This window comes from Streptomyces sp. NPDC046805 (assembly GCF_040645355.1).
GTDB lineage: Bacteria > Actinomycetota > Actinomycetes > Streptomycetales > Streptomycetaceae > Streptomyces.
Map to the genome: position 1 here is coordinate 140,219 of NZ_JBEYYC010000007.1, position 25,034 is coordinate 165,252.

25 protein-coding genes are annotated in these 25,034 nt (G+C 71.1%); 11 read left to right on the plus strand and 14 right to left on the minus strand.

Annotation, left to right across the window (positions count from 1 at the left end):
- Positions 1-185 precede the first annotated feature (185 nt).
- From ABZ910_RS10380 to zapE, 8 genes are all read right to left on the minus strand, one after another.
- Positions 186-599, minus strand: a complete 414-nt coding sequence (locus ABZ910_RS10380; protein ID WP_361361629.1) for a VOC family protein — start codon at positions 597-599, stop codon at positions 186-188.
- 169 nt (positions 600-768) lie between these two features.
- Positions 769-1,518: a peptidyl-tRNA hydrolase gene (locus tag ABZ910_RS10385; protein WP_361361631.1), complete on the minus strand. Its 750-nt coding sequence runs from the start codon at positions 1,516-1,518 to the stop codon at positions 769-771.
- A gap of 32 nt (positions 1,519-1,550) precedes the next feature.
- Positions 1,551-2,420: a polysaccharide deacetylase family protein gene (locus tag ABZ910_RS10390; protein WP_361361633.1), complete on the minus strand. Its 870-nt coding sequence runs from the start codon at positions 2,418-2,420 to the stop codon at positions 1,551-1,553.
- A gap of 63 nt (positions 2,421-2,483) precedes the next feature.
- On the minus strand, positions 2,484-3,341 hold the full coding sequence (locus ABZ910_RS10395) for a slipin family protein (RefSeq protein WP_361361635.1): 858 nt from the start codon (positions 3,339-3,341) through the stop codon (positions 2,484-2,486).
- Positions 3,342-3,450: 109 nt separating this feature from the next.
- Positions 3,451-4,929, minus strand: a complete 1,479-nt coding sequence (locus ABZ910_RS10400) for a SulP family inorganic anion transporter (protein ID WP_361361637.1) — start codon at positions 4,927-4,929, stop codon at positions 3,451-3,453.
- Positions 4,930-4,937: 8 nt separating this feature from the next.
- Positions 4,938-5,516 (minus strand): carbonic anhydrase, encoded by a 579-nt coding sequence (locus ABZ910_RS10405; RefSeq protein ID WP_361361639.1) that lies wholly within the window; start codon positions 5,514-5,516, stop codon positions 4,938-4,940.
- An 80-nt stretch (positions 5,517-5,596) separates the two neighbouring features.
- The gene (locus ABZ910_RS10410) at positions 5,597-6,016 is read right to left on the minus strand and encodes a hypothetical protein (RefSeq protein WP_361361641.1); all 420 of its coding nucleotides are present in this window, start codon (positions 6,014-6,016) and stop codon (positions 5,597-5,599) included.
- Positions 6,017-6,211: 195 nt separating this feature from the next.
- The gene (gene zapE, locus ABZ910_RS10415; RefSeq protein WP_361361643.1) at positions 6,212-7,318 is read right to left on the minus strand and encodes a cell division protein ZapE; all 1,107 of its coding nucleotides are present in this window, start codon (positions 7,316-7,318) and stop codon (positions 6,212-6,214) included.
- A 37-nt stretch (positions 7,319-7,355) separates the two neighbouring features.
- Here zapE and ABZ910_RS10420 point away from each other — a divergent pair, with 37 nt between their 5' ends.
- The 5 genes from ABZ910_RS10420 to ABZ910_RS10440 all read left to right on the plus strand — a co-directional run bounded on the left by ABZ910_RS10420 (position 7,356) and on the right by ABZ910_RS10440 (position 11,598).
- Positions 7,356-8,186, plus strand: a complete 831-nt coding sequence (locus ABZ910_RS10420) for a pyrimidine reductase family protein (protein WP_361361645.1) — start codon at positions 7,356-7,358, stop codon at positions 8,184-8,186.
- Positions 8,187-8,340: 154 nt separating this feature from the next.
- Positions 8,341-8,814 carry an indole-3-glycerol phosphate synthase gene (locus tag ABZ910_RS10425; protein WP_361361647.1) on the plus strand — a complete coding sequence of 158 codons (474 nt, stop codon included), beginning with the start codon at positions 8,341-8,343 and terminating at the stop codon, positions 8,812-8,814.
- Between the two features lie 264 nt (positions 8,815-9,078).
- Complete coding sequence (gene murC, locus ABZ910_RS10430; protein WP_361361649.1) at positions 9,079-10,470, plus strand: UDP-N-acetylmuramate--L-alanine ligase; 1,392 nt, start codon at positions 9,079-9,081, stop codon at positions 10,468-10,470.
- 14 nt (positions 10,471-10,484) lie between these two features.
- Positions 10,485-10,892, plus strand: a complete 408-nt coding sequence (gene msrB / locus ABZ910_RS10435) for a peptide-methionine (R)-S-oxide reductase MsrB (protein WP_361361650.1) — start codon at positions 10,485-10,487, stop codon at positions 10,890-10,892.
- Between the two features lie 28 nt (positions 10,893-10,920).
- Positions 10,921-11,598, plus strand: a complete 678-nt coding sequence (locus ABZ910_RS10440; RefSeq protein WP_361361651.1) for a DUF429 domain-containing protein — start codon at positions 10,921-10,923, stop codon at positions 11,596-11,598.
- 92 nt (positions 11,599-11,690) lie between these two features.
- Here the strand turns inward: ABZ910_RS10440 and ABZ910_RS10445 are convergent, their stop codons facing one another.
- Both ABZ910_RS10445 and ABZ910_RS10450 read right to left on the minus strand, forming a co-directional pair.
- A complete protein-coding gene (locus tag ABZ910_RS10445) occupies positions 11,691-12,581 on the minus strand; it encodes a hypothetical protein (protein ID WP_361361653.1) in 891 nt (296 codons plus the stop codon).
- Positions 12,582-12,708: 127 nt separating this feature from the next.
- Positions 12,709-14,097, minus strand: coding sequence for an amino acid permease (locus ABZ910_RS10450; RefSeq protein ID WP_361361655.1), 1,389 nt, complete (start codon positions 14,095-14,097; stop codon positions 12,709-12,711).
- Between the two features lie 456 nt (positions 14,098-14,553).
- On the opposite strand from ABZ910_RS10450, the gene ABZ910_RS10455 reads away from it, so the two are divergent.
- The 5 genes from ABZ910_RS10455 to ABZ910_RS10475 all read left to right on the plus strand — a co-directional run bounded on the left by ABZ910_RS10455 (position 14,554) and on the right by ABZ910_RS10475 (position 20,738).
- Positions 14,554-16,899 carry a lamin tail domain-containing protein gene (locus ABZ910_RS10455; protein WP_361361657.1) on the plus strand — a complete coding sequence of 782 codons (2,346 nt, stop codon included), beginning with the start codon at positions 14,554-14,556 and terminating at the stop codon, positions 16,897-16,899.
- Positions 16,900-17,145: 246 nt separating this feature from the next.
- On the plus strand, positions 17,146-18,345 hold the full coding sequence (locus tag ABZ910_RS10460) for an ABC transporter ATP-binding protein (protein ID WP_361361659.1): 1,200 nt from the start codon (positions 17,146-17,148) through the stop codon (positions 18,343-18,345).
- Complete coding sequence (locus tag ABZ910_RS10465; protein ID WP_361361661.1) at positions 18,342-19,037, plus strand: ABC transporter permease subunit; 696 nt, start codon at positions 18,342-18,344, stop codon at positions 19,035-19,037. The genes ABZ910_RS10460 and ABZ910_RS10465 overlap by 4 nt, the downstream gene beginning before the upstream one ends.
- The gene (locus ABZ910_RS10470; protein ID WP_361361663.1) at positions 19,034-19,702 is read left to right on the plus strand and encodes an ABC transporter permease; all 669 of its coding nucleotides are present in this window, start codon (positions 19,034-19,036) and stop codon (positions 19,700-19,702) included. Before ABZ910_RS10465 ends, ABZ910_RS10470 begins: the two co-directional genes overlap by 4 nt.
- A gap of 112 nt (positions 19,703-19,814) precedes the next feature.
- Positions 19,815-20,738 carry an ABC transporter substrate-binding protein gene (locus ABZ910_RS10475; protein WP_361361665.1) on the plus strand — a complete coding sequence of 308 codons (924 nt, stop codon included), beginning with the start codon at positions 19,815-19,817 and terminating at the stop codon, positions 20,736-20,738.
- A 59-nt stretch (positions 20,739-20,797) separates the two neighbouring features.
- On the opposite strand, the gene ABZ910_RS10480 is transcribed toward ABZ910_RS10475, so the two are convergent.
- Both ABZ910_RS10480 and ABZ910_RS10485 read right to left on the minus strand, forming a co-directional pair.
- On the minus strand, positions 20,798-21,244 hold the full coding sequence (locus tag ABZ910_RS10480; protein WP_361361666.1) for a DUF6114 domain-containing protein: 447 nt from the start codon (positions 21,242-21,244) through the stop codon (positions 20,798-20,800).
- Positions 21,244-21,882, minus strand: a complete 639-nt coding sequence (locus ABZ910_RS10485) for a DUF6230 family protein (protein ID WP_361361668.1) — start codon at positions 21,880-21,882, stop codon at positions 21,244-21,246. Before ABZ910_RS10485 ends, ABZ910_RS10480 begins: the two co-directional genes overlap by 1 nt.
- Positions 21,883-22,163: 281 nt before the next feature.
- On the opposite strand from ABZ910_RS10485, the gene ABZ910_RS10490 reads away from it, so the two are divergent.
- A complete protein-coding gene (locus ABZ910_RS10490) occupies positions 22,164-22,811 on the plus strand; it encodes a Tat pathway signal sequence domain protein (RefSeq protein WP_361361670.1) in 648 nt (215 codons plus the stop codon).
- A 583-nt stretch (positions 22,812-23,394) separates the two neighbouring features.
- Here the strand turns inward: ABZ910_RS10490 and ABZ910_RS10495 are convergent.
- Positions 23,395-23,523, minus strand: a complete 129-nt coding sequence (locus tag ABZ910_RS10495; protein WP_361361672.1) for a hypothetical protein — start codon at positions 23,521-23,523, stop codon at positions 23,395-23,397.
- Positions 23,524-23,731: 208 nt separating this feature from the next.
- On the minus strand, positions 23,732-24,685 hold the full coding sequence (locus tag ABZ910_RS10500) for a lytic polysaccharide monooxygenase (protein WP_361361674.1): 954 nt from the start codon (positions 24,683-24,685) through the stop codon (positions 23,732-23,734).
- Positions 24,686-25,034: the final 349 nt, after the last annotated feature.

A 25,034-nucleotide genomic window follows, 5' to 3' on the forward strand; every position in this document is an offset into this window, starting at 1 on the left:
TCGGCCATGCCCCTGTAAGGGACACGTGAAGAAGGTGGGGGTGCCGCAGCAGGCACAGCCTACTGGCATGGCGGAGGTGTCGATGACATGAGATCGGGAACCGCCGGCCATACCGCCCGGCGCGATGCGCGCACACCGGGTGGTGCGGCGCTTTTGCCCCGAACGCCGGGCGGGCCAGGCCGACTTCAGGACTGCGGCTGGACGATGTTGACCATCCACGGGACGCCGAACCGGTCCGTGCACATGCCGAACACATCGCCCCACATCTGCTTCTCCAGCGGCATGGAGACGGAGCCGCCGGCCGACAGCTTCTCCCAGTAGCCGCGCAGCGCGGCATCGTCGTCGCCGCTCACGCTCACCGTGATGCTGCTGCCCGAGGGGCGCTCCATGCCGGGCGGGGTGTCGGCGCCCATGAGGGTGAAGCCGCTCGGCGTCTCCAGCATCGCGTGCATGATGCGGTCGGCCTGCGCGTCGTCCGCGTGGCCGAACTGGCCGAAGGTGTGCATCGTCAGGGTGCCGCCGAAGACGTCCCGGTAGAACTCCATCGCCTGCCGGGCGTCACCGCCGAAGCTCAGGTACGGGTTGAGACGTGAGGTCATGAAAGCCTCCCGGAGCTGGGAAAACGGTCAGATGTCGGCACAGTAGTCCCTGGCACTGACAACGCCCCGGACCGCTCGGCCGGACCGTCCCCCACGTGCGCCGTTCACTCCGGTCCGGCGAGGCGGCGACGAGCCCGGCGGCCTCGCCTCCTCGCCGCCGCGTCCGGGTTCAGCTGACCGGCCGTCGCGCGTGATCGCGCAGGGCGCCGACGCGGTCGTGCCCCTCGACCGCGATCGTCAGCCCGGGCGCGATCTCGGTGAAGCCCGCGTCCCGGACCAACGGCCCTGATCCGGCCGCGAGTTCCCGCCAGGTGGCCGGGTCGGCCGTGCGTACGGCGAGGGGGAAGCCCGCGTCCCGCCAGGCGGCCCGCTCCTCGTCGGACAGCTCCCACCAGGCGAGTTGGGCGCCGTGGCCGGCCTGGGCCATCGTCTTGCCGGCCGACATGTCCAGGTCCGGGTTGATCCACAGCAAGGGCTGCGCGGGGTCGGGCGCGGCCGGGGGCTCCGGGTCGTCGAGTTCGGTGCCGGACACCTGCAGCTTGACCAGGTCCTTGGGCCAGCCGTCCAGCGGAACGGGCGGGAAGACCCGTACCTCCGCGCTCTTCCCGGTGACCGTGATCCCGGGCAGCGCCTCGGCCCGCCGCCACTCGGCCCCGCGGGCCCGCCGCACCACCTTCCGGATCCGGGCGTCCTCCCAGTCCCGCATGGCCTGCGCCCACTCTCCCTCGCCCAGCGACCGCTCGTCACTGAGCATGACGAGCACGGCCCGGGCGGCGGTCTCCGGGGCGTCGGTACGGGCGGGCGGCGCCCCCTTCTCGATCCGTACGACCAGCGGCAGCACGAACTGCGGCGCCTCGTCACGCGCCGTGCGCGAGGAGTGGAAGGGGCTGTCACCGGTGGACGTCGAAACTAGGCTCACGTCAGCCCACCCTACGGGGCGCCGCGGGCCCCTCACCGATGGGCGGCGGTCTCCCCGATGAGCTGGGACACCTTCACGAACTCGAAGCCCCGTTTACGCAGCTCCGGCACGACCGTGCGCACCACCCGCTCCGTCGTCGGGGCGGCGCTGCGGGTGCAGTGCATGACGACGACCGAGCCGGGCTTCACGCCGTCCAGCACCTGCTTGGCGACGGCGTCGGCGTCCGTCGCGAACGCGTCCCCGCTCACCACGTCCCACTGCACCGCGGTGACGCCCAGACCGCTCAGCGCGCGCAGCGCCTGCCGGTTGTAGCAGCCGCCGGGGAAGCGGAAGTACGGCATCGCGTGCGGCACGCCCGCCTTGCGGATGGCGGTGTACGCCCGCTCCACGTCCGCCCGCATCTTGTCCGCGGAGACGGTCGGCAGGCCGTAGCAGTCGCCGGTGAAGGCGTAGTGGCTGTAGGAGTGGTTGGCGACCTCGAACAGCGGGTCGCGGCCGATGGAGCGGGCCTCGGCCGGGTACTGGTCGGCCCACCGGCCGGTCATGAACACGGTGGCGGGGACCTTCAGCCCGCGCAGCGTGGTGATGAGCGCCGGGTTGTCGAAGTGCTCGCCGGAGGCAGCACGCCGCCCCTCGTCGGCGGTCATGTCGGCGTCGAAGGTGAGGGCGACGGTCTTGCCCCGCGTGCGCGGGCCGTTCATGAAGACCGGGGTGAGCCCGCCCTTGCCCGGGGCGAGCGTGGGCGGGCGGGCAGGTCCGGGGGCGGGTCTGTCCGGAGCGGCGAGTTTGGCGGGGGCGGGGTGGCCGGCGTGCGGGGCTTTGGTCGTGCCGCAGGCGGCGAGCGTGGCGAGGGCGGCGCTCAGGGCGCAGGCGAGGGTGACGCGTCGTACAAGAGCGAACATCGTACGAAGATATGACTGCGAAAAGGCCGAAGCGTCCGACCGGGCCCGTGCCTCCCGCCGAGGTCACCCGCCCGGCCGTGGCGTCGGGGGCTGAAGGGGCGGCTGCAGGGCCTGTATGTGGGCAGCGTTGGTCCCGTCGCTGACGGGCGACGGCGTCGGCGGCGACTGCCCCTTCTCCAGGAACCGCAGCAGCTCCACCGGGATCGGCAGCACGAGCGTGGAGTTCTTCTCCGCCGCCACCGCCATCACCGTCTGGAGCAGGCGCAGCTGGAGCGCGGAGGGCGTGTCGGCCATCTGCTGGGCCGCCTCCGCCAGCTTCTTGGACGCCTGGAGCTCGGCGTCGGCGTTGATGATCCGGGCCCGGCGCTCCCGGTCGGCCTCGGCCTGGCGGGCCATGGACCGTTTCATGGTGTCCGGCAGCGAGACGTCCTTGATCTCGACCCGGTCGATCTGCACGCCCCAGCCGATGGCCGGGCTGTCGATCATCAGCTCCAGGCCTTCGTTGAGTTTCTCGCGGTTGGACAGCAGATCGTCGAGCTCGCTCTTGCCGATGATCGAGCGCAGCGAGGTCTGCGCCATCTGGGAGACGGCGAACCGGTAGTCCTCGACGTTGACGATCGCGGCCGAGGCGTCGACGACCTTGAAGTACACGACCGCGTCGACCCGGACGGTGACGTTGTCGCGCGTGATGCCCTCCTGCGCGGGGATCGGCATCGTCACGATCTGGAGGTTGACCTTCCGCAGCCGGTCCACCGCGGGAATGATCAGGGCGAGTCCGGGCGCGCGTACGTCGCCCCGCAGCCGGCCGAGGCGGAACACGACCCCGCGTTCGTACTGCTTGATGACGCGCACGCCCGCGGCCAGGTACACCAGGCCGACAACACCCGCGCCGATGATGGCCCCTACCACTTCCTGAAGCATCCCGACCTCCTCCATGAGAGGTCTCGTTTGTCTGCTCCTGCAACGATATGCCCGGTGTCCGGTCCGGGGCCATGGTGCCGGCCCCGGACCGGACACCGGTCCGCCGCGGCTACGCCGCCATGAGCCTCACCGGCTCGGTGCCGGCGGCGCTGTGCCGCTCGGCCCAGCCCTCCAGCGCCGTACGGCAGGCGTGGTCGAGATGGTGCAGCCCGGACAGGTCCAGCCGGACGGGCCGGTCCTGGGGGAGCGCCTCCAGACTGTCGAGGATCTTCGGCAGCCGCAGGAAGGTCGCGTTGCCCGACAGGTGCGCCTCGACGGGGCCCGCGCCCTTGTCGACGACCTCCAGCCGGATGTGCGAGGCGTCCCAGGCCGTCTTGGCCACGGCCAGCGCGAGCCCGAGGAGCACGCCCTCGAACATGCTGACCGCGACGATCGACACGGCCGTGACGACCAGGATCAGCACCTCACCGCGGTGCCCGCGCCACAGCGACGCGATCTGGCGGACGGGGACGAGCTTGGCGCCCGAGTACACCAGGATGCCCGCGAGGGCCGGGATCGGGATGTAGCCGAGCGCGTCCGGCAGTAGGGCCGCGAACAGCAGCAGCCACACGCCGTGCAGCACGCGGGACGCCTTGGTCCGGGCGCCCGCCCGCACATTGGCCGCGCTGCGCACGATCACCGCGGTCATCGGCAGCGCGCCGAGCAGCCCGCACACCGTGTTGCCGGCGCCCTGGGCGAGCAGCTCCTTGTCGTACGCGGTGCGTGGGCCGTCGTGCATCCGGTCCACGGCCGCCGCGCTGAACAGTGACTCGGCGGACGCGATCAGGGTGAACGCGACGATCGTGCCGAGCACCGCGACGTCCGCGAGCTCGCCGAAGGCGGTCAGCGGCGGCGGCTGGAGCGAGCCCAGCAGCCCTTGCACCTCGACCGTGGCCACCGGCAGATCGAGGACCAGGGCGGCCAGGGTCGCGAGGCCGACCGCGGCGAGCGGACCGGGCAGCGTCCGTACCCTCGCGGGTGCGTGCCGCCACAGCACGAGGACGGCGATCGTGCCCGCGCCGAGCGCGAGCGAGGCCAGTGCGTCGGCGCTCCCGAAGGCCGCCGCGAACGCCCCGGGCAGCCCGGCCAGCTTGCCGGGACCCGAATCGGGAGCCTCGGCGGCGAGGACCGGGTACAGCTGCCCGGCGATCAGCACCAGGCCGATGCCGGCCAGCATCCCCTCCACCACGGAGACCGAGATGGCCCGGAACCAGCGCCCCAGCCGCAGGGCGCCCATGAGCACCTGGAGCAGCCCGCTGGCGAGCACGATCACCCCGAGCGCGGGCAGCCCGAACTCACGCACCGCCTCGAAGACCAGCACGGTCAGACCGGCCGCCGGTCCCGACACCTGGAGGCTGCTGCCGCGCATCAGCCCGGTGACGATGCCGCCCACGATGCCGGTGACCAGGCCGAGTTCGGCCGGCACACCCGAGGCGACGGCCACGCCCACGCACAGCGGGAGCGCGACGAGGAAGACGACGAGCGAGGCGGCGAAGTCCTGTTCGAGCCAGGGCAATCGCGCCGATATCGCTGTCCTGGCTGTCGTCATCGGGCCGCTCACAGCGCCTCGAAGGTGTCGCTCTGCGAGTGGTACGTCCGTACGGCGCCGGTGTGCACCTCGTAGTACCAGCCATGCAGGGTGAGCCGCCCCTGCTCCAGCTTCCTGGCGACGCACGGGTACGAGCGCAGTCGCAGCAGTTGGGCCAGGACATGGCTCTGGACGCCCTCGGCGACGCACGGGTCCTCGGGCGCTCCCGCGGGGCGCGGCTCGGCGCGCGCGAGCCAGTCGCGCACGGCGGGTACGGCGGTCAGGTCGTCGCCGCGCACCAGCGCGCCGACGGCACCGCAGTGGGAGTGGCCGCAGACGACGACGTCGCTGACGCCGAGCACCTCCACGGCGTACTCGATGGTGGCCGCCTCGCCGCTGGGGTGCTCGGAGGCGTACGGCGGCACGATGTTGCCCGCGGTGCGCAGTTCGAAGAGCTCGCCGGGGCCGGCACCCGTGATCAGGGCCGGGACGACCCGGGAGTCGGAGCAGGTGACGAACAGCACCTGTGGGGACTGGCCTTGGGCGAGCTCGGCGAACTCCTCAGGGCGTTGTCCGAACGTACGGGCGTTGTCGATGAGGGGCTGCATGGTCTGTGGATTCCTCCTGGCGCGCCGCTGCGGCGCGTCGGGCTTGCACGACAGTCGAGGGGGGAGGGACTGCTCGTCGCTCAGCAGCGGAAGACCTGAAGTGCTGCGGGAGAGAGGGCTCTTGAGGGGCTGGCGGTGCGGTGGTGCGAGGGGCCGTGCAGGTCCGCCGCGTGTATGGCCGATGCCTCCCGGGCCGGGGCCGGGTGGGGATGCTCCCAGCCGGCGGCCGTGGTGCGGCGGCGCTCGCGGGCCTGCGGAGTGCCGCCGGGGTGACCGGAGTGGTCGAGGTCGCGGAACGTGTCGGCGCCGTGGCGCGCCGTACTCGCGGAGGGATCGAATCCGGGCAGGTCGTCGGCCGCTGCCTGGCCGACGGTGTGCGCGGGTGCGAAGGATCCCGCGGGCGCGGCGGAGGACTGCGGGACGAGCAGGGTGAGGAGGGAGGCGAGAGTCGCGGCGAGGAGTGGGATGACTGCCCGCACCGTCGTCGTTCTGCGGAACATGCGCCCCCTCCCGACGGTCGACGCCTCGGCCGGCGCCTCTTGCGCACACCAATGAATGGTCAATGGATGGTCAAGAACCACGTTAACCCTGCAAGGTCGTTTGCAGGGTCAACTCGGCGCTACGTGTTGAGGAGAGCGTGAAAAGCGCGGGTGATCTGGCCGGAACTGGCCCTTGACCCGCGGTGACCGGTTGCCCTAGTGGGCCGCGGCGAGTCCCTTGGCGTCCCGGGCCAGCGCGGTGAGCCGGGATATCGCCCGGAAGTACTTCTTGCGGTAGCCGCCGTTCAGCATCTCCTCGCTGAACAGCTGGTCGAAGGGCAGCCCCGAGGCCAGCACCGGGACCTCGCGGTCGTAGAGCCGGTCCGCGAGGACGACGAGCCGCAGCGCCGTCGACTGGTCGGGGACGGGGCGGACGTCGGTGAGGCAGACGGCCGTGAGCCCGTCGGTCAGCGCGCCGTACCGGCTGGGGTGCACCTTGGACAGGTGGTCCAGCAGATGCGGGAAGTCGTCGAGCGACGCGCCTTCGGTCGCGTACGCCGCCTTGGTCACCTGCTCGTCGGAGTACGGCGCCGGCGCCTCGGGCAGGCCGCGGTGGCGGTAGTCCTCGCCGTCGATGCGCAGGGCGCGGAAGTGCGCGGACAGGCCCTGGATCTCGCGCAGGAAGTCGGCGGCCGCGAACCGGCCCTCGCCGAGCTTGCCGGGCAGGGTGTTGGAGGTGGCGGCGAGCGCCACACCGGCGTCGACCAGCTTGCCGAGCAGGCTCGACACGAGGACGGTGTCGCCGGGGTCGTCGAGCTCGAACTCGTCGATGCACAGCAGCCGGTGGCCGGACAGGGTCTGGACGGTCTGCTGGAAACCGAGGGCGCCGACGAGGTTGGTCAGCTCGACGAAGGTGCCGAACGCCTTGAGGGCGGGCTCGGCCGGGGTGGCGTGCCAGAGGGAGGCGAGAAGGTGGGTCTTGCCGACGCCGTACCCCCCGTCGAGGTAGACCCCGCGGGGACCGGCCGGCGTCTTCGGCGCCTTGGCACGCCCGAACCCGAAGAACCCGCGCTTTCCGGCGCCGCTCGCGTGCGCCCCGCCGAGACCGCCCGCGAACCTTTCGAGCACGCCCATGGCCTCGGTCTGGCTGGGCTGGTTCGGGTCAGGGATGTACGTCGCGAAGCGCACCGAGTCGAAGCGCGGCGGCGGGACCATCTCGGCGACCAGGCGGTCCGCGGGGACGTGCGGCTCGCGCGCGCACAGGGACAGCGGGGTCACGTCGGTCGGAGTACTGAGCCCGGAGGCGGCGGTGGAGGACGACACGGTTCCCCATGGTAATCGCCGTGCCACACTGCACGACATGCGACGCCTGTTCCCTGTGACCGAAGAAACAGCAGTCCAGGCCCTTGGTGAGGCCTCCGAAGGGGCGGGGGCGAGGGGCTCCGGTGGTGCTGACACCGACCGTGAGTGGAGCCTTGCCGAGCTGGCCGCCGCCTACGCCTATCCCGAGGCGGCCGTCGAGGGGCGCGAGCCGTGGCTGCGGACCAACATGGTGTCCACGCTCGACGGCGCTGCCCAGCACGAGGGGCGGTCGCAGCCCATCTCCTGCGCGGCCGACATGCGGATCTTCGGCGTGCTGCGGGCGCTCGCGGACGTGGTGATCGTCGGCGCGGAGACGGTTCGGAAGGAGGGGTACGGGCCCGCACGCGCGCGTGCGGAGTTCGCGGCGGCCAGGGAGGCGGCGGGACAGGGGCCGGCCCCGGCGATCGCGATCGTCACCGCGAGCCTGGACCTGGACTTCTCGCTCCCGCTGTACACCTCGCCCCTGGTGCCCACCCTGATCCTGACCGGGGCCGCGGCGCCCAGGGACCGGATCGCCGCCGCCGAGAAGGCGGGCGCGCGGGTGGTGATCGCGGGCGACGGAGCCGGTGTGGACCCGGCCCGCGCCGTACGGGCCCTCGCCGACCTCGGCCACACCCGCCTCCTCGGCGAGGGCGGCCCCCGGCTGCTCGGCGAGATGATCGCCGCCGAGGTGCTGGACGAGCTCTGCCTGACCCTCTCCCCGATGCTCACGGCGGGCGGCGCGCAGCGCATCGCCGGGGGACCGTCGGTCGCCGTGCCCCGGCGCTTCGAACTCGCGTCCCTGCTAGAAGAGGCCGGATTCCTGTTCGGTCGCTACCGTCGGTCATGAAATCAGCGGAATCTGCTATTCCGCTTAGCTTCTGCCAGGCACACTGAATCCGGTGGAACCCGTGCGATCACGGGGCAGGATGGTTTCCGCAGGGCCTGGTCCGGCCCACGGAGGAACGAGGGTCCCCGGGCCCTCGAGGGAGAATGGGGCGCTGGTGTTCACAAGCGTATTGATGATCGAGAAGGCCCTGACGTCCGCCGACGTGGAGTTCGTCACCACCTTGCACGGGGAAGAGGAGGTCTCCTTCCACGTGCTGCTGGAGCCTCGCGGCGACCAGGCCGACCGCCTGCTGCGGGCGATCGACGACATCGCCCTCGGCGAGCTGGACGACGCCGCCCGCGAGCGCGAGAGGCCAGAGGGCGAGGCGGCGAAGGAGCCTGCCGAGCAGGCCCTGGACGTCTCCCTGACGGCACTTCGCCTGGCCGGCAGCCAGGCCGAGGGCCGTCTGGTGGAGGACCATCCGCTGGACGCGCTGAGGGAGCTGGTCGAACAGGTCGAAGCCGACGAGGTGATCGTCCTCACCGATCCCCACTATGTGGAGGAGTTCTTCCACCGTGACTGGGCGTCCAGGGCGCGGCACAAGGTGGGGGTGCCGGTGCTGAAGCTGTTCTCGCGCAGCAAGGCGTGAGCGCTGCCGCTGGGCTTGGCCGGGGGGTGTGGTTCGGGGGGCGGTGCGTTTCGGGCTGCGGGTGCGTCGTGGCTTGTCGCGCCCACGCGGCGGAGCCGCACAATGTCACCGCCCCGCGCCCCTGGGTGGGCTGCAGCTCGGTTCCTTGTGAGGTGCCCGGTACCGCACCTTGCGATGTGGGGCGGGTCGTACCGCATAGGCTTGGGGCGCGCTCGTCTCGTGGGGGCGTGGTCAGCTCGTCTCGGATCTTGGGGAGAAACGCACATGGCACCCGGCCTTCCTACCGCCATGGACCGACCGCACTTCATCGGCATCGGCGGCGCCGGAATGTCGGGGATCGCGAAGATCCTGGCCCAGCGCGGGGCCCGGGTGGCGGGCAGTGACGCGAAGGACTCGGCGACCGCCGAGGCGCTGCGCGCGCTGGGCGCGACCGTGCACATCGGCCACGCCGCCGAGCACCTCGCCGGCGACGCCAGCTGCGTCGTGGTGTCGTCCGCGATCCGCGAGGACAACCCCGAGCTCGCCCGCGCCGCACAGCTGGGCATCCCGGTCGTCCACCGCTCCGACGCCCTCGCCGCCCTGATGAACGGCCTGCGTCCGATCGCGGTCGCGGGCACCCACGGCAAGACGACCACCACGTCGATGCTCGCGGTGTCCCTGACCGCACTGGGCGCGAGCCCGTCGTACGCCATCGGCGGCGACCTGGACGCCCCCGGCTCCAACGCCCTGCACGGCGACGGCGAGATCTTCGTCGCCGAGGCGGACGAGTCGGACCGCAGCTTCCACAAGTACACGCCCGAGGTCGCGATCGTCCTCAACGTCGAGCTCGACCACCACGCGAACTACGCCTCGATGGACGAGATCTACGAGTCCTTCGAGACCTTCGCGGGCCGCATCGTCCCCGGCGGCACGCTGGTGATCTCCGCCGACCACGAGGGCGCCCGCGAGCTGACCCGGCGGCTGGCCGGCGCGGTGCGGACGGTGACGTACGGCGAGGCCGACGACGCCGACGTGCGGGTGCTGTCGGTGGTTCCGCAGGGGCTGAAGAGCGAGGTCACCGTCCTCCTGGACGGCGAGGAGCTCACGTTCGCCGTCTCCGTCCCCGGCCGCCACTACGCGCTCAACGCGGTGGCCGCCCTGGCGGCGGGCGCCGCGCTCGGCATCCCGGCCGCGGAGCTGGCGCCGGCGCTGGCCGCGTACACCGGTGTGAAGCGGCGCCTGCAGCTGAAGGGCGAGGCGGGCGGCGTCCAGGTGATCGACTCCTACGCCCACCACCCCACCGAGATGACGGCCGACCTGGAGGCGATGCGCGCGGCCGCGGGTGAGGGCCGCATCCTCGTCCTCTTCCAGCCGCACCTGTTCTCCCGCACCCAGGAGCTGGGCAAGGAGATGGGCCAGGCCCTGGCGCTCGCGGACGCCTCCGTCGTCCTCGACATCTATCCGGCCCGCGAGGACCCCATCCCGGGCGTGACCAGCGACCTCATCATCGAGGCGGCACGCGCGGCGGGCGCGGACGTCACTGCCGTACACGACAAGGCCGAGGCCCCCTCGGTGATCGCGGGAATGGCGAAGCCGGGTGATCTCGTTCTCACCATGGGCGCGGGCGACGTGACCGACCTGGGCCCGCACATCCTCGACCGCCTGGCACAGCAGTAAAGGGGCTGAGACTCATGTCGTACGACGTCGAGAAGCCGGACGAGCAGTGGCGGGCGGACCTGACTCCGGCCGAGTACGCGGTGCTGCGTCAGGCAGGCACCGAGCCGGCCTTCGTCGGTGAGTACACCGACACCAAGACCGAGGGCGTCTACTCCTGCCGTGCCTGCGGCGCCGAGCTCTTCACCTCGGACACCAAGTTCGACTCCCACTGCGGCTGGCCCAGCTTCTACGACCCGAGGGACTCGGACGCGGTCGAGCTGGTGTCCGACACCTCGCACGGGATGGTGCGGACGGAGGTGCGGTGCGCGCGGTGCGGGTCGCATCTCGGGCACGTCTTCGAGGGCGAGGGCTACCAGACGCCGACGGACCAGCGGTACTGCATCAACTCGATCTCGCTGCGGCTTCAGCCGAACGAAGGCTGAGACGGGAGCCGCACCCGAAGGCGGCACGATGGACGTCCTGGGGGTCGACGCCTGCGGGAAGCAGGGGTGGGCGGGGATCCGTCTCACGGACGGCGCGTACGCGGGCAGCCTGGTGGACGTCCGGCTCGACGCGCTGGTCGAGCGTGCCGCCGGGGTACAGGCGGTCGCGGTGGACATGCCGCTGGGCCTGGTCGAGACGGGCTGGCGCGCCGCGGATCTCGCGGCCAGGGCGCTGCTCGGGGCGCGGCGCGGAAGCGTTTTCCTCATCGGACCGCGGCCCGTGTGGCAGGAGCCGGACCACGCGGCGGCCGCGGACCGCTGCCAGGAGCTCACGGGGCATCGGCTGAGCCGGCAGGCGTGGACGCTGGCTCCGAAACTCCTGGAGGCCCGGGCGTGCTGGCTCGCCGACGAACGGATCCACGAGGTGCACTCCGAGGTGTCCTTCCGCGCCTTGGCCGGCGGGGTGTCGCCGACCCACGCCAAGAAGACCTGGCGCGGCCAGATTCTCCGCCGTGCCCTGCTGGCCGAGGCCGGGCTCGTGCTCCCGGACGAGCTCGGTGAGGCGGATCGCGTTCCTGCGGACGATGTGCTCGACGCCGCTGCCGCGGCCTGGTCGGCACAGAGGATCGCGCTCGGCACCTCGGGCCGGATTCCCGAGGTGCCGGAACTGGACGCGGACGGGCGTGTCGTCGAGATCCGCTACTGATCGTCCGTCGCGTCTCGACGACTGGTGCAGGGGGCTGCCGCAAGATTCGGGAACGACTCTCCCGCTGAGCTGCAGCCCGCCCGGCGTCCGGCTCAGCCCCTCCTGCGTTTGAAGAACGGGGTCCGGGACGCAGCCCCGGTCCGGGAAGCCCGCCGCGGGCGCCAGACCCGCCGGACACGCTCCGGCCGCGGGGGCCTTTCTCCGAACTCCGCCTGCCTCGGCGGTACCGGGACGGCCACCTCCTTCTCCTGTCCCTCCCAGGAGACCCAGATCTCGGTCGGGACCGAGCCGCCGTCCTTGTGCCGGTCGTCCCCGGCCATGAGGAACTCGACGGCCTCGTTCGGCCACACCACCGCGTCCTCGGGCAGGTTTCGCACGACGGGCGGAAGCTTCGCGGGGTTGATCCGCACCTTCTCCAGGACCTCGCCGCCGGTGTTGCGCAGCGCGTACGCGTCATGGCTCCGGCGTTCCAGTGTCCAGGGAACGTACGGACGACGGCCGCCGTCCGCCTGCGGACCGCGGGAACCGGGCTGAGCGAACGGAGGCAGGGGGGCGGACCCGTAAGCGGGAGGAGACTGCGCGTCCGGAGGGGACCCCGGAGGCGGGCCGTACTGCGCGGGGGCCGCCGGCGGGGCGTACCCGTACCCATACCCGGGGCCGGGGTCGGACGGGGGTGCGTCCGCCTGCGCCGCCACCGGCTCGGGAGCCTCGCTCGCGGTCCGTGTCGCGCCGCCGCCCGCGCGAACGTCGCCCCGATCGGCCGACAGACGCACCAGCATCTCCTCCATCACCAGCGCACGACGTTCCGCAGCCTCGATCTGCCGCCGCTGCAGCTGGGATGCCTCCGACTGCAGCTCGTTCTGCCGCGCCAACTCCCCTCTCTGCACCTGACCTTGATAGATCGTCAGGAGTACAGAACCCACGGCCACCACCGTGCTGCCCCATGTGGCGGCGTCCCCCGCCTGCAGTGCCAAGCTCACCATGAGGAGATCATTTCAAAGCCCCTGTCGTGGCCTGCACCTGCCCTGGGCGGCGTACGGGCCGGCGTACGGCGACGGGGTCGGTCCCCTCGAAGGGACCGACCCCGTCGCCATGCGGAGCGGGAACGGATCAGGCCGTTCGCTGCGGCTGTCGCCGGGCCGCCATCACCGCGTAGATGACGACGCCCACGAAGAGGAACAGCACGCCCTGGTACACGGCCGCGTAACCGGCGCCCGCGACGAGCCACAGCGAGAAGCCGGCGGCGATCGCCGCGATCACGGAGTCCCGGATCAGGCGCGCCCGGTCGACCTGGTCGCGGCGGCCCGAGACCAGGTGGAAGATCTGGGCGGCGGCGGCCAGCAGGTACGGCACGGTCGCGGTGAACGTGGTGATCAGGATCAGGGAGTCGAAGACCTTGCCCGAGCCGGACATGTAGTTGTAGACGGTGAGCAGCGAGGCCAGGACGGTGGTCACGACCACACCGACGGTCGGCACGCCACGCTTGCGGCGCGCGAAGGCGGCGGGGAACAGGCCGTCCTGCGCGGCGGCGTACGGGGTCTGGGCGCTCAGCAGGGTCCAGCCGTTGAGACAGCCGACCATCGACACGAGCGCGGCGAGCGCCACGGCCCAGCCGCCCCAGGTGCCGCCGAACATGGCGTTCACGGCGTCCGAGAAGGGCGCGGTGGACTTCACCAGGTGGTTGTGCGCGACCGTGCCGAAGACGGACACCGTGCCCAGCAGGTAGACCAGCGCCGCGCCCGCGGTGCCGATGACCGTGGCGCGTCCCACGTTGCGGCGGGGGTCCTTGACCTCGCCCGCGCTGACGGCGGCGGACTCCACACCGAGGTAGGAGAAGAGCAGGAGCGCGGCGGAGGCGGACACGGCGCCGATCGGGCTGCCGCCACCGGGATGGAACGGGCCGAGGTTGTGCTTGTCGAAGAAGAACAGGCCACCGATCGCGACGAGCAGCAGCGGCGCGAACTTCAGCACGGTCGAGACGAGCTGCACGGCGCCCACGTACCGGGTGCCGGCGAAGTTGGAGATCGCGGGCAGCCACAGGATGACGAGCGCGGCCAGGCACGCGGTCCAGCGGTGGCCGCTCACCGGCATCAGCACGTCGAGGTAGCCGACGGCGGCGACGGCGAGTGCCGCGTTCGACACCCAGGTGGTGATCCAGTACGACCAGGCGGCGAGGAAGCCGGCGAAGTCGCCGAAGGCCCCGCGGGCGTAGACGTAGGGGCCGCCGGTGCGCGGGTCGCGCTGGGCGAGCCGGCCGAAGACCAGGGCGAGGGCGATCGCGCCGACGGTCAGGACACCGAAGGCGACCAGGCTGACCGTGCCGAACGGGGCGACCGAGGCCGGAAGCAGGAAGATGCCGCCGCCGATGATGTTGCCCATGACCAGGGCGGTGGCCACGGGCAGCCCGAAGCGGCGGGCATGCTTGCTGGCATTGCCGGCGGGGGCCTCGGGGGTCTCCTGCGGGGCCGGAGCCGACTGGACGGTCCCGGTGGTGTGCATGGGGTGGTGCGCCTCTCCTCGAACTGACGCCCGGGATCGCCGGGACGGTTCATGGTCGGGCATCGTCCGATACGAATCCAAATCGCACGGTTTTGTCCTGTGTAGGGGCGTCGAGCACCGTAAAAGGTGCGCTGTCGCGGGGCTTGGGCCGGGAATCGTTCAGCGAGCTGTCGCTGTCACGCTGTGGAGTCGATTCACTCCTTGACGTCACATGTCCATCGGTTTCATGGCGTGGCGGTATATCGGCCACCCAACTGACCGTGTGCGGCCCGCGGTTGGGGCGATTGCTCGCCTCCCCTTCCCTCAACTCCTTCCGTTTTTCCCTTTGTTCACCGGAAGTTGACGGGTTGACGCGCGTAGGTGGGGCTTCCGCTGCTAATACTTCCGGCGTCGGTTTTCGCTCGCGGTCGGGAGGACCCAGTGCGGCAACGTCCAGTGCGGCAACGAAGAAGAACGGTGCGCCGATGTGCGGCGGTCGCGGGGAGCGCGGCCGTCGTCGGCGCTCTGCTGGCACCGTTCCAGGGCACCGCGTACGCGGTCTCCCCGGACGTCGTGATCAGTCAGGTCTACGGCGGCGGGGGCAACTCGGGAGCCCCGTACACCAACGACTTCATCGAGCTGTACAACCGCGGGACCAGCACCGTGTCCATATCCGGCTGGACCGTGCAGTACGCCTCCGCGGCCGGGTCCGCCTGGTCGACGACGCCCCTGTCGGGCAGCATCGCGCCGGGCCACCACTACCTGGTCCAGGAGGCCGCCGGCGCCGGGAGCGGCGCGGCGCTGCCCACCCCGGACGCCACGGGCACCATCGCCATGAGCGCGACCTCCGCGAAGGTCGCCCTGGTCACCAACGCCACGGCGCTGACCTGCGCCACCGGGTGCGCGACCCAGGCCGGGGTGCGGGACTTCGTCGGATACGGCAGCAGCGCCAGCTCGTCCGAGACCGCGCCGACCGGCACCCTCTCCAACTCCACCGCCGCCCTGCGCGCCGGCGGCGGCGCGACTGACACGGACAACAACTCGGCGGACTTCACCGTCACCGCGCCCACCCCGCGTAACTCCAGCTCCGGCGGCGGTGGCGGCAGCGGCGTCCGTATCCACGACATCCAGGGCGCCTCGCACCTCTCCCCGCTCAACGGCCAGCAGGTCAGCGGTGTGTCCGGCGTGGTGACGGCCAAGTCCGGCAGCGGCTTCTGGATGCAGGACCCGCAGCCCGACGCCGACCCCGCCACCAGCGAGGGCGTCTTCGTCTACACCAGCTCCGCCCCCACGGTCGCCGTCGCCGATTCGGTGACGGTCGGCGGGACCGTCAGCGAGTTCCGTCCCGGCGGCACGGGCGGCACCACCAACCTGACCACCACCGAGATCACCGCCCCGACGATCACCGTCGTGTCCAGCGGTGCGGCGCTGCCCTCGGCCACCCTGGTCGGCTCCGGCGGCCGTGTTCCGCCGGCCGCCGTGATCGAGGACGACGCCACCGGTGACGTGGAGAACAGCGGCACCTTCGACCCGGCGAGCGACGGCATCGACTTCTGGGAGTCGATGGAGGGCATGCGCGTCGAGGTCGACAACGCCGGCGTGGTCGGCCCGCGCACCGTCAACGGCGAGATCCCGGTCGTCCCGCAGGGCAGCACCACCCGCACCAACCGCGGCGGCATCGTGCTGCAGTCCGGCGACGCCAACCCGGAGCGGGTGGTGGTGGACGACACGCTCGCGGCCACCCCGGCCGCCAATGTGGGCGACACCCTGTCCGGTGCCACCACCGGCGTGCTCGACTACTCCTTCGGCAACTTCAAGCTGCTCCCCTCCAGCAGCCCCTCGGTGACGAGCGGTGGCATCGCGCCGGAGACCACGGCGACGCCCACCGCCGGGCAGCTGTCCACCGCCACCTTCAACGTGGAGAACCTCGACCCGTCCGACGCGCAGTCGAAGTTCGACGGCCTCGCCGGGCAGATCGTCGCCAACCTCAAGGCGCCGGACCTGGTCGCCTTGGAGGAGGTCCAGGACAACAACGGTGCCACGGACAACGGCACGGTCGCCTGCGACCAGACGATGAGCAAGCTGATCGCCGCCATCACCGCGGCGGGCGGCCCGAGTTACTCCTACCGGCAGATCAACCCGCAGAACGACGCCGACGGCGGCGAGCCCGGCGGCAACATCCGCCAGGTGTTCATGTACCGCACCGACCGCGGCCTCGCCTTCGTCGACCGCGCGGGCGGTACGGCCACCACGGCGAACGCGGTCGTGAACACCGGCGGCGTGCCGTCGCTGAAGTACTCGCCCGGCCGCATCGACCCGACCAACACGGCCTTCTCCGCGAGCCGCAAGCCGCTGGCGGGCGAGTTCACCTGGAAGGGCCAGCCGGTCTTCGTCATCGCCAACCACTTCAACTCCAAGGGCGGCGACCAGCCGCTGTTCGGCCACGCCCAGCCGCCGACCCGCCCCTCGGAGACGCAGCGGCACAATCAGGCGACCGCCGTGAAGGGCTTCGTCGACCAGATCCTGGCCGTCGACCCGAACGCCTCGGTGGTCGCGCTGGGGGACCTGAACGACTTCGAGTTCTCCCAGACCGCCGACATCCTCACGGCGAACAATGCCCTGACGGACCTGCCCCGCACGCTCCCCACCGCGGAGCGGTACACGTACGACTTCGAGGGCAACTCCCAGGTGTTGGACCACATCCTGCTGTCGCCCGGTCTCGCCGCCAAGGCGTACAGCTATGACGTCGTCCACGTGAACTCCGAGTTCGCCGCCCAGCTCAGCGACCACGACCCCCAGGTCGTGCGCATTCCGCTGCCGTGACGCGTATCTCATAATCCCGCTGTCGGGGGGTGTTCCGCTCAGCGCGGTACACCCCCCGATGTGCTGGTGAATATCAAGAGGTGGTAAATTCGCAGGATTCACACACTCTCATCACGCCCTGGTTTCGAAATTCCGCCCGCCAAAACGCCGAAACACACGCCGTCTACACTCCTCCGGCAATGGGCTGCGCAAGACATCCGCGGCCGAAGCGGGCAGCTCTCTGCCAAACGAAGGGCATTCGGCGTTTTGATACGCATAGAATCAGTCACCAAGCGGTACCCGGACGGAACGGTGGCGGTCGACCGGCTGTCGTTGGACATCCCGGACCGTGCGATCACCGTCTTCGTCGGGCCGTCGGGCTGCGGCAAGACGACGACCCTGCGGATGATCAACCGAATGGTGGAGCCGAGCGAGGGCACCATCTCCCTCGACGGCGTCGACATCCAGCAGCAGCGGGTCAACACGTTGCGCCGGTCCATGGGCTACGTCATCCAGAACGCCGGTCTCTTCCAGCACCGCACCATCATCGACAACATCGCCACCGTGCCCCGGCTCCTCGGCTGGAGCAAGGCGCGGGCCCGCGAGCGTGCGGTGGAGCTGATGGAGCGGGTGGGGCTCGACTCCGCGCTCGCCAGGCGGTACCCGTACCAGCTGTCGGGCGGCCAGCAGCAGCGCGTCGGCGTCGCGCGGGCCCTCGCCGCCGATCCGCCGGTGCTGCTCATGGACGAGCCGTTCTCCGCCGTCGACCCCGTCGTGCGCAAGGGCCTGCAGGACGAACTGCTCCGTATCCAGGAGGAGTTGGGCAAGACGATCGTCTTCGTCACCCATGACATCGACGAGGCGATCAAGCTCGGCACCATGGTCGCCGTGATGCGCACCGGCGGCCGGCTGGCCCAGTTCGCGCCGCCCGCCGAGCTGCTGACCGCGCCCGCGGACGCCTTCGTCGAGGACTTCCTCGGGGCGGACCGGGGCATCCGGCGGCTGTCCTTCTTCCCGTCCGGCGGCCTGGAGCTGCTGACCGACCCGGTCGTCGCGATCGACGCCGACGCGGAGACGATCGCCGCGGCCACCGCCGACGCGCCCTACCTCCTCGTCACCGACGCCGACGGCAAGCCCCTCGGCTGGGGCGAGCCGAAGGACCTCACCGCGGGCGAGATCGCGCCGGAGCGGCTGCTGTCGTACGGGCGGCCGTTCGTGCACGGCACCGACTCGCTGCGGGCCGCGCTCGACGGCGCCGTGCTGTCGCCGACCGGCTGGGCCGTCGCCGTGGACGACGCGGGCAAGGCCATCGGGGTCGTCTCGCAGCAGGTCATCGGCGCCGCGATCCGCACCGCCCACACGCAGGGACGTACCGACGCGGCCGAGGTGTCTGCCGATGCGGCCGAGGCGCGTACCGACGCTCCGCTCGTGAGCCATACGGGCGGGGAAGCGGAGGACGACGGGTGAACGGCTTCTTCGACATCCCCAGCGACCTCCAGCAGAGCTACATCGGCCTGATCGGCCTGCACCTGCGCGAGGCCCTGCTGCCCGTGCTGGCGGGACTCATCGCCTCGCTGCCGATCGCCCAGCTGTGCGTGCGCTTCCGCTGGCTGTACCCGCCCGTCCTGGGCGTGACCACCGTGCTCTACGCCATTCCTTCGCTGGCCTTCTTCGTCGTCCTCATCGACTACACCGGCCAGAGCGAGACGAGCGTGATGATCCCGCTCGCCCTCTACAGCCTGGTGGTGCTCGTCCCGGCGATCGTGGACGGGGTGCGGTCGGTGCCGCAGGAGACGCTCGCCGCCGCCACCGCCATGGGCTTCGGGCCCGTACGCCGGTATCTGCAGGTGCAGTTGCCGATCGCCGTCCCCGCCATCATCGCCGGACTGCGCGTGGCCACCGTGTCGAGCATCTCGCTCGTCAGTGTCGGCGCGCTCATCGGCAACCAGGGCGCCCTCGGTAACCTGCTCACCGACGCGATGTTCTACCACCGGCCCGTGCTCGCGGTGAACGCCGTCGTCACCACGGCCGTCCTCGCCATCCTGGTCGACGCCCTGCTGGTTCTGGTACGCGTCCTGCTCACCCCCTGGATGCCGCGGAGCACGCACAGGAAGCCGAAGGCCGCCACCGCGGCCGCCCTGGAAGAGGCCGCCCTGTGAACGTTCTCAACTTCGTCAACGCCTTCTTCAGCGACAGCGCCCACTGGCACGGGTACGACGGCATTCCGCACCGCTTCCTCGAGCACGTCGAGTACTCGCTGCTCGCGCTCGCCATCGCCGCCGCCGTCGGACTCCCCGTCGGCCTGATCACCGGGCACACCGGGCGCGGCGGCAACGCGCTCGCGCTCGTCGCCACCGCCGCTCGCGCGCTCCCCAGCTTCGGCCTGCTGGTGCTGATGTTCGTGGGGCTCGGGCTCGGACTGCTGCCCGTGATGATCCCGCTGGTGGTGCTCGCCATTCCGCCGATCCTCGTCACCACCTACGAGGCGGTGCGCTCCGTCGACCCGTCCCCGGTGGACGCCGCCCGGGGCATGGGCATGGCCGAGTCGCGCATCCTGTTCCAGGTCGAACTGCCCGTCGCGCTCCCGCTGATCCTCAGCGGCCTGCGCTCAGCGGCCATCCAGATCGTCTCCACGGCCACCATCGCCGCGTACGTCAGTCTCGGCGGCCTCGGCCGCTACATCGTCGACGGGCTCTACCAGCGCAACTTCGAGAAGGTCGTGGGCGGCGCCACCCTGGTGGCCGTGATGGCCCTGATCACACTCGGCATCTTCTGGACGGTGAACCGGATCGCGGTGTCGCCCGGGGTACGTCGTTCGGCGTGAAAACGCAACGGACGTAAGGCAATTGCTTAGCCGGGCCTCTTGACTGAAAGAGAACCGGCTGGATTGGATCAATACCGTGAATTCCCACCTCCGCACCAGCAGGTCAATCCCCATGAAACGAGGCGCGGCAGCCGTCGCGCTCGCCGCGGCAACGGCCCTGCTGGCGGGCTGTTCCTCCGGCACCGGCAAGGCCGACGATCCGCTCGCCGGCGACAAGCCGAAGGACGGCACGGTCGTCGTCGGCTCCAACAACTTCGCCGAGAGCATCCTCATCGCCGACATCTACGGCGAGGCCCTCAAGGCCAAGGGGATCAAGGTCAGTTACAAGCCGAACATCGGCAGCCGCGAGACGACCTACGGTCTGCTGAAGAACGGCACCATCTCGGTGCTGCCCGAGTACAACGGCGCGCTGCTGGCCTACCTCGACGCGAAGGCCGCCCCGAAGTCCGTCGAGGCGACCACGTCGGCCATCGAGGCCAAGCTCGATCCGAAGCTGACGCTGCTGAAGCCCTCGCCCGCGCAGGACAAGGACTCGGTCACCGTCAACGCGGCCACCGCGAAGAAGTACCACCTCACCGACAAGTCGTCCATCGCCGACCTCAAGGACGTCGCGAAGGACCTGGTCATCGGCGGCTCGCCGGAGTTCCAGACCCGGCAGCAGGGCCTGACCGGCCTGAAGTCGGCGTACGGCCTGCAGTTCAAGTCCTTCAAGGCCCTCGACGCGGGCGGTCCGCTGACCGAGGCGGCATTGAAGAAGAACACCGTGCAGGCCGCGGACCTCTTCACCACGGACCCGACCATCTCCAAGGAGAAGTTCGTCGTCCTGCAGGACCCGAAGAACCTCTTCGGCTTCGAGAACGTCCAGCCGCTCGTGTCCAAGAAGGGCCTGCCCAAGAAGGGCGCCGACGCGCTCGACGCCGTCTCGGCCAAGCTCGACACGGCGACCCTGCTGGACCTGGGCACCCAGGTGCAGGCCCAGAAGAAGGACCCGCTGGCCGTCGCCCAGGCCTGGCTGAAGTCGGCCGGCCTGGCCTGACACCGGCACGGACGCGGGCGACGCGGCCCCCGGCATCCAGGGCGCCGCGTCGCCCGCGTTCAGGCGGTCTCCCCGGCGCCCTCCGGAAGGTCGGCCGCCGGGGCTTCCTTCTTCCGGCGCCGGCGACTCACCCGTGGCTCCTGGTCAGGGAGCCAGCCGAAGGCGAGGCAGCTGCCGGCCACGCCCAGGAGCAGGCCGACGAGGAACCCGCCGAGGTTCGAGGTGATCCAGGTGCCGAGGGACACCAGGACGCCGGTGAGGGAGTAGAAGAGGCGCTGGCCCGGGCTGAAGAGGATCAGCAGCCCGCACAGGAGCATCAAGGCCGGCAGCAGATAGCCGGCCACTCCCTGCATGCCGACGTGTACGACGACCTTCATCGACGCCCGCTCGGTGAGCAGCACCTCCGCTCCGCCCAGGGCGAGCAGCAGCCCGCCCCAGAAAGGGCGTCGGCCCCGCCAGCGCCGGAACGCGGGCCGTATCCTCCCCGCCCGGCTGCGCTCCGCCATCAGCACCCCGAGTCGCTGAAGCGCAGTTTCAGACCGGGCAGCCTGAACACACCTGCCGTGGTAGCGTAGTTGGTCTGCCGCAGACGGTCGATGTGCACGTGGTCGGCCTGCTGGCTGAACACGCCCGGCTTGCCCTTGACCCCGGCCTCGGTGAGCGTGCTGGCGTCGTTGCCGATCTCGATGTGCCGGAAGGCGGCGTCGCCGGACAGCTCGGTCGAGTCGGTGGTCAGGTCGGCGGCCCGCACCTTGTGGCTGCCGCCCCCCGCCGTGATGAGCAGGTTCGTGCCCCCGAGGTCGACGCTCTGGCACAGCCGGGTGAGCGTCGCGTCCTTGATCGCGGAGGTGACGACGAGCACCTGCCCGCCGGTGTCACCCGCGTTCGGACTGCCGTCGATCATGTGGTCGAGGTCCCCGAACTGCTCGAAACCGGTGCCGTCGAGCTGCGTCGCGGTGACCGTGAACGGCATGCCGGAGATGGCGAACTGCACACCCAGGGCTCCCTGGGCGGTGAAGATCGCCAGGCCCGCGGCGACGAGGGCGGCCGGTACCGCCATCACCGCGGCGCGCCGCAGCCGGACCCGCCCCGGTCGCCCGCCGCCCACGGCGGCTCCTGATGCTTGAGTTGCCTCGGATGCCATGTCTGCTCCCCTGGGCGAAGTCACTGCGAGCTGGGGTTTCGTGGCGCGTCGTCCTGGCGCGGACGGTACTTACCGACGAGGAAGTTACTGCGGGTTACTTTCACGGGTCAAGAGAGTTGTGAGAACCAGGTGACGATCACGTGTGCCATCGATGAATGCGCGCCAACTCTCGTCAACTCCCGTGCCACGCCTTGACGTTGACCGAAGCGGAGGTCTACAACTCTGCGGCGTTGCACTGCACTGCGGCCCCATCCACCCCCACGTCAGGAAGAGGCACCCGCATGCACAGCAGATCTCTCTTCGCCGTTGCCGCGGCCGCCGCGGCCCTCACGCTCGCGGCAGCCGTCCCCGCCTCGGCCGACGGCGCCCCCGTGCTCACCACCGGCGGCGTCGGCGGCACCCCCGTCGCGGCCGGTGACGTCCTCACCGCACCGCTGGCCGCCGGCACCAGCGCGGCCTTCTCCTCCAGCCCGGACGGCACCAGCGGCGTCAGCTGCGCCTCGTCGACCTTCACCGCCACCGTCACCGACAACCCCGCCGCCCCCGGTACGGCCACCGAGTCGGTCACCGCGCACACCTTCGGCAACTGCACCAGCAACGTCACCGGCGTGACCGGCGTCGACAGCGTCACGGTCGACAACCTGCCGTACGCCGCGACCGTCGTCTCCGACGGCACGCTCACCGTCCGCCCCGCGAGCGGCTCCGTCGTCCAGACCACCGTCAGGCTGCGCACCCTGCTGGGCGGCGTCACCTGCGTCTACCAGGGGCCGAGCCTGACCGGAAAGGCCGACAACGCCGACAACGGCATCGGCTTCACCGGTCAGCAGTTCACGAAGAGTTCCGGCTCCTCGCTGTGCTTCGCGAACGGCTACTTCACCGCCAGGTACGCCCTCGTCACCGACGCGAGCGCCCCGGTCTACGTCAACTGACCACCCCCTGCGCCGACCAGCGGAGCTGACGAAGCCCACGGCTCTGACCAGCTCAGATGCCGTGGGCTTCTGCCGTTGCCGGTCGGCTTCGGCTGACCCCGGACTGGCCCGGAGACGTCCCGGACTTCGTTCGGACACTCCGCTGCGCTCGGCCAGACGGGCACGGCCACTTCTCGTCACGATCGAGCTTCTCGTGCTTGCCGGACAGCGTGTCCGCCAGCCTCGGCAGGTCGGCGACCTCCAACGTCCGCAAGCGCCAACGAGAGAACCCGGTCCCTGAGTGGGGCCCTTGCTTCATCCTGCAGATCTCCACCCGGTTGTACGCGGCGGGCAGCAACACCCTTCGCGCCCGGGGCCCGTATGAATACAGCAACTCCTCGCCACGGACTTTGCGGGTCGCCGACCGGTACAGAGCGTGGAGCTTGAACGAGGTGGTCAACCCTCCCCTTGAACTCCAAGAGCGCGAGACCCCGCTGCCCGTCGGGGCGCGGTATCTCAACCTCGCGTCCTCGCCACCCGCTCGCTTGGAACTGCCCCTCAGTAGGCATGGTCCCCCTTCGCCGGCACAGCCCCCCGGCTGATCTCAACTGCCGGCATCCCGGCGCTTGTCGCGTCTGACGCCTTTGATCCAGTCCCGAACACCGAGCATGTCCACCACGAAGGACAGCACGCCCAATACGCGAGATATAACCGACGCTGCCAGATCTTCCATGGCTCCCCCTGATCAGTAGGGGCATCTTACTTATGTGGGGAGCGCGGTCGTCGGACACAACGCCCGCTCCTCAACCCACCATTCGCCCCTGCTCCCACCCCGTACGCCGTCGACCCACACACCGTGGAGCGGGCGTGGTGCTGGGATTGAAGTCGTAGGCAAAGGCAAGGAGAGCCGACCCGAGAAAACGCCCTCGTATGCCGGGAGTTCACCGTCGGCGCAGACGCATGGCCAGGGCGGCGCCCCCGGTGAGCAGCAGCACCGCGGCGGCGCCGCCCGCCATCAGCGGCGCGGACGGGCCCGACCCGGTGCCCGTGTCGGCGGCCACCGGGGTGCCGTCGGCAGCGGTGGCCGCGGACCTCGGCGCGGACGACGGCGCACCGGCCGTCGCCGAGGGGACTCCGGCGCTCTTCGACGGGCCGTGCCCGGCGGCACCGGGCTCGGCGGTCGGCGCCGAACTGCCGCCGCCCACCCGCTCCTTCGCCGTGCCGGTCGCCGCCGGACCCGAGGTCCGGGCCTTCGGGAAGACCACGTCGGAGCACGAGTAGTACGTGTCCGGCGTGCTGCTGTTCTGCCAGATCGTGTACAGCACTTGGTGCCCGGTCCGGTCCGACGGCAGGGTCGCCCGGATGTGGTACGCGCCGTTCGTCAGCGCCGGGTCCTTGGCCTCGGCGAACGGCCGCGCGGGCAGGTCGGACCACTTCAGCGGCTTGGCGGGGTCGTAACCGGGCCTGGTCAGATACAGCTTGAACGTGCCCGTGTGCGCGATCGTCGAGGCGTACGTCATCGTCAGCCGGCCGCCCGGGGTCAGCCGCGTGCTCGGCCAGTCCGTACGGGCGAGGTCGAGGCCCTTGTAGGCGGGCAGGCCCCCGCTGCACAACCTGCCGTCCGGAATCGTCTGCCGGTCCCGGCCGGCCACGCCCGCCACCCGCAGGTTGTCCCATGCCGTGAACGGCCCGCCGTTCGCCGCGATCGCCGCCCGGCACGCCCCCGATCCGGCGCTGCCGCCGGCGGGGGAGCAGGCGTACACCCGGCTGACCGGGTTCGTGGGCGCACCGTGGGCCAGGGCGGGGGACGCCGTCCACAGCGACAGCGAGGACAGCAGGGCCGCGGCGGCCACGGCGGCCCCCGTGACCCTGAGGGGTGCGGGCATCCGAGTCATCGGGGACGTCTCCTCGGCGGGCGCGGGAACGGGGTGCTCCCGTGCAGTACGGGAAACGGGGGCACCGCGTTCAAGTGGGCGCCCGTCACCGTCGGTTGAGTCGAGGGCACGGGCGCACCGACCGGACCGTACGTTTCGCGGGCGGGCCGAGGAGCCATTGAGAACGGCACGCGCGCCTCGTATCGTGGCGATCACCGGTGCGGCGGTCCGCCACCCGCCATGGCCTCCGGAAACCCGGAGAGAGCCGAGGGAGGGACGTGTATTGACCTCGTCCGCTTGCGCAGGACCGAGGGCGGTCGCCGCGGTCCGCACACCGCTCACACGTGTCGACCACCGGGGGCCGCCCGCC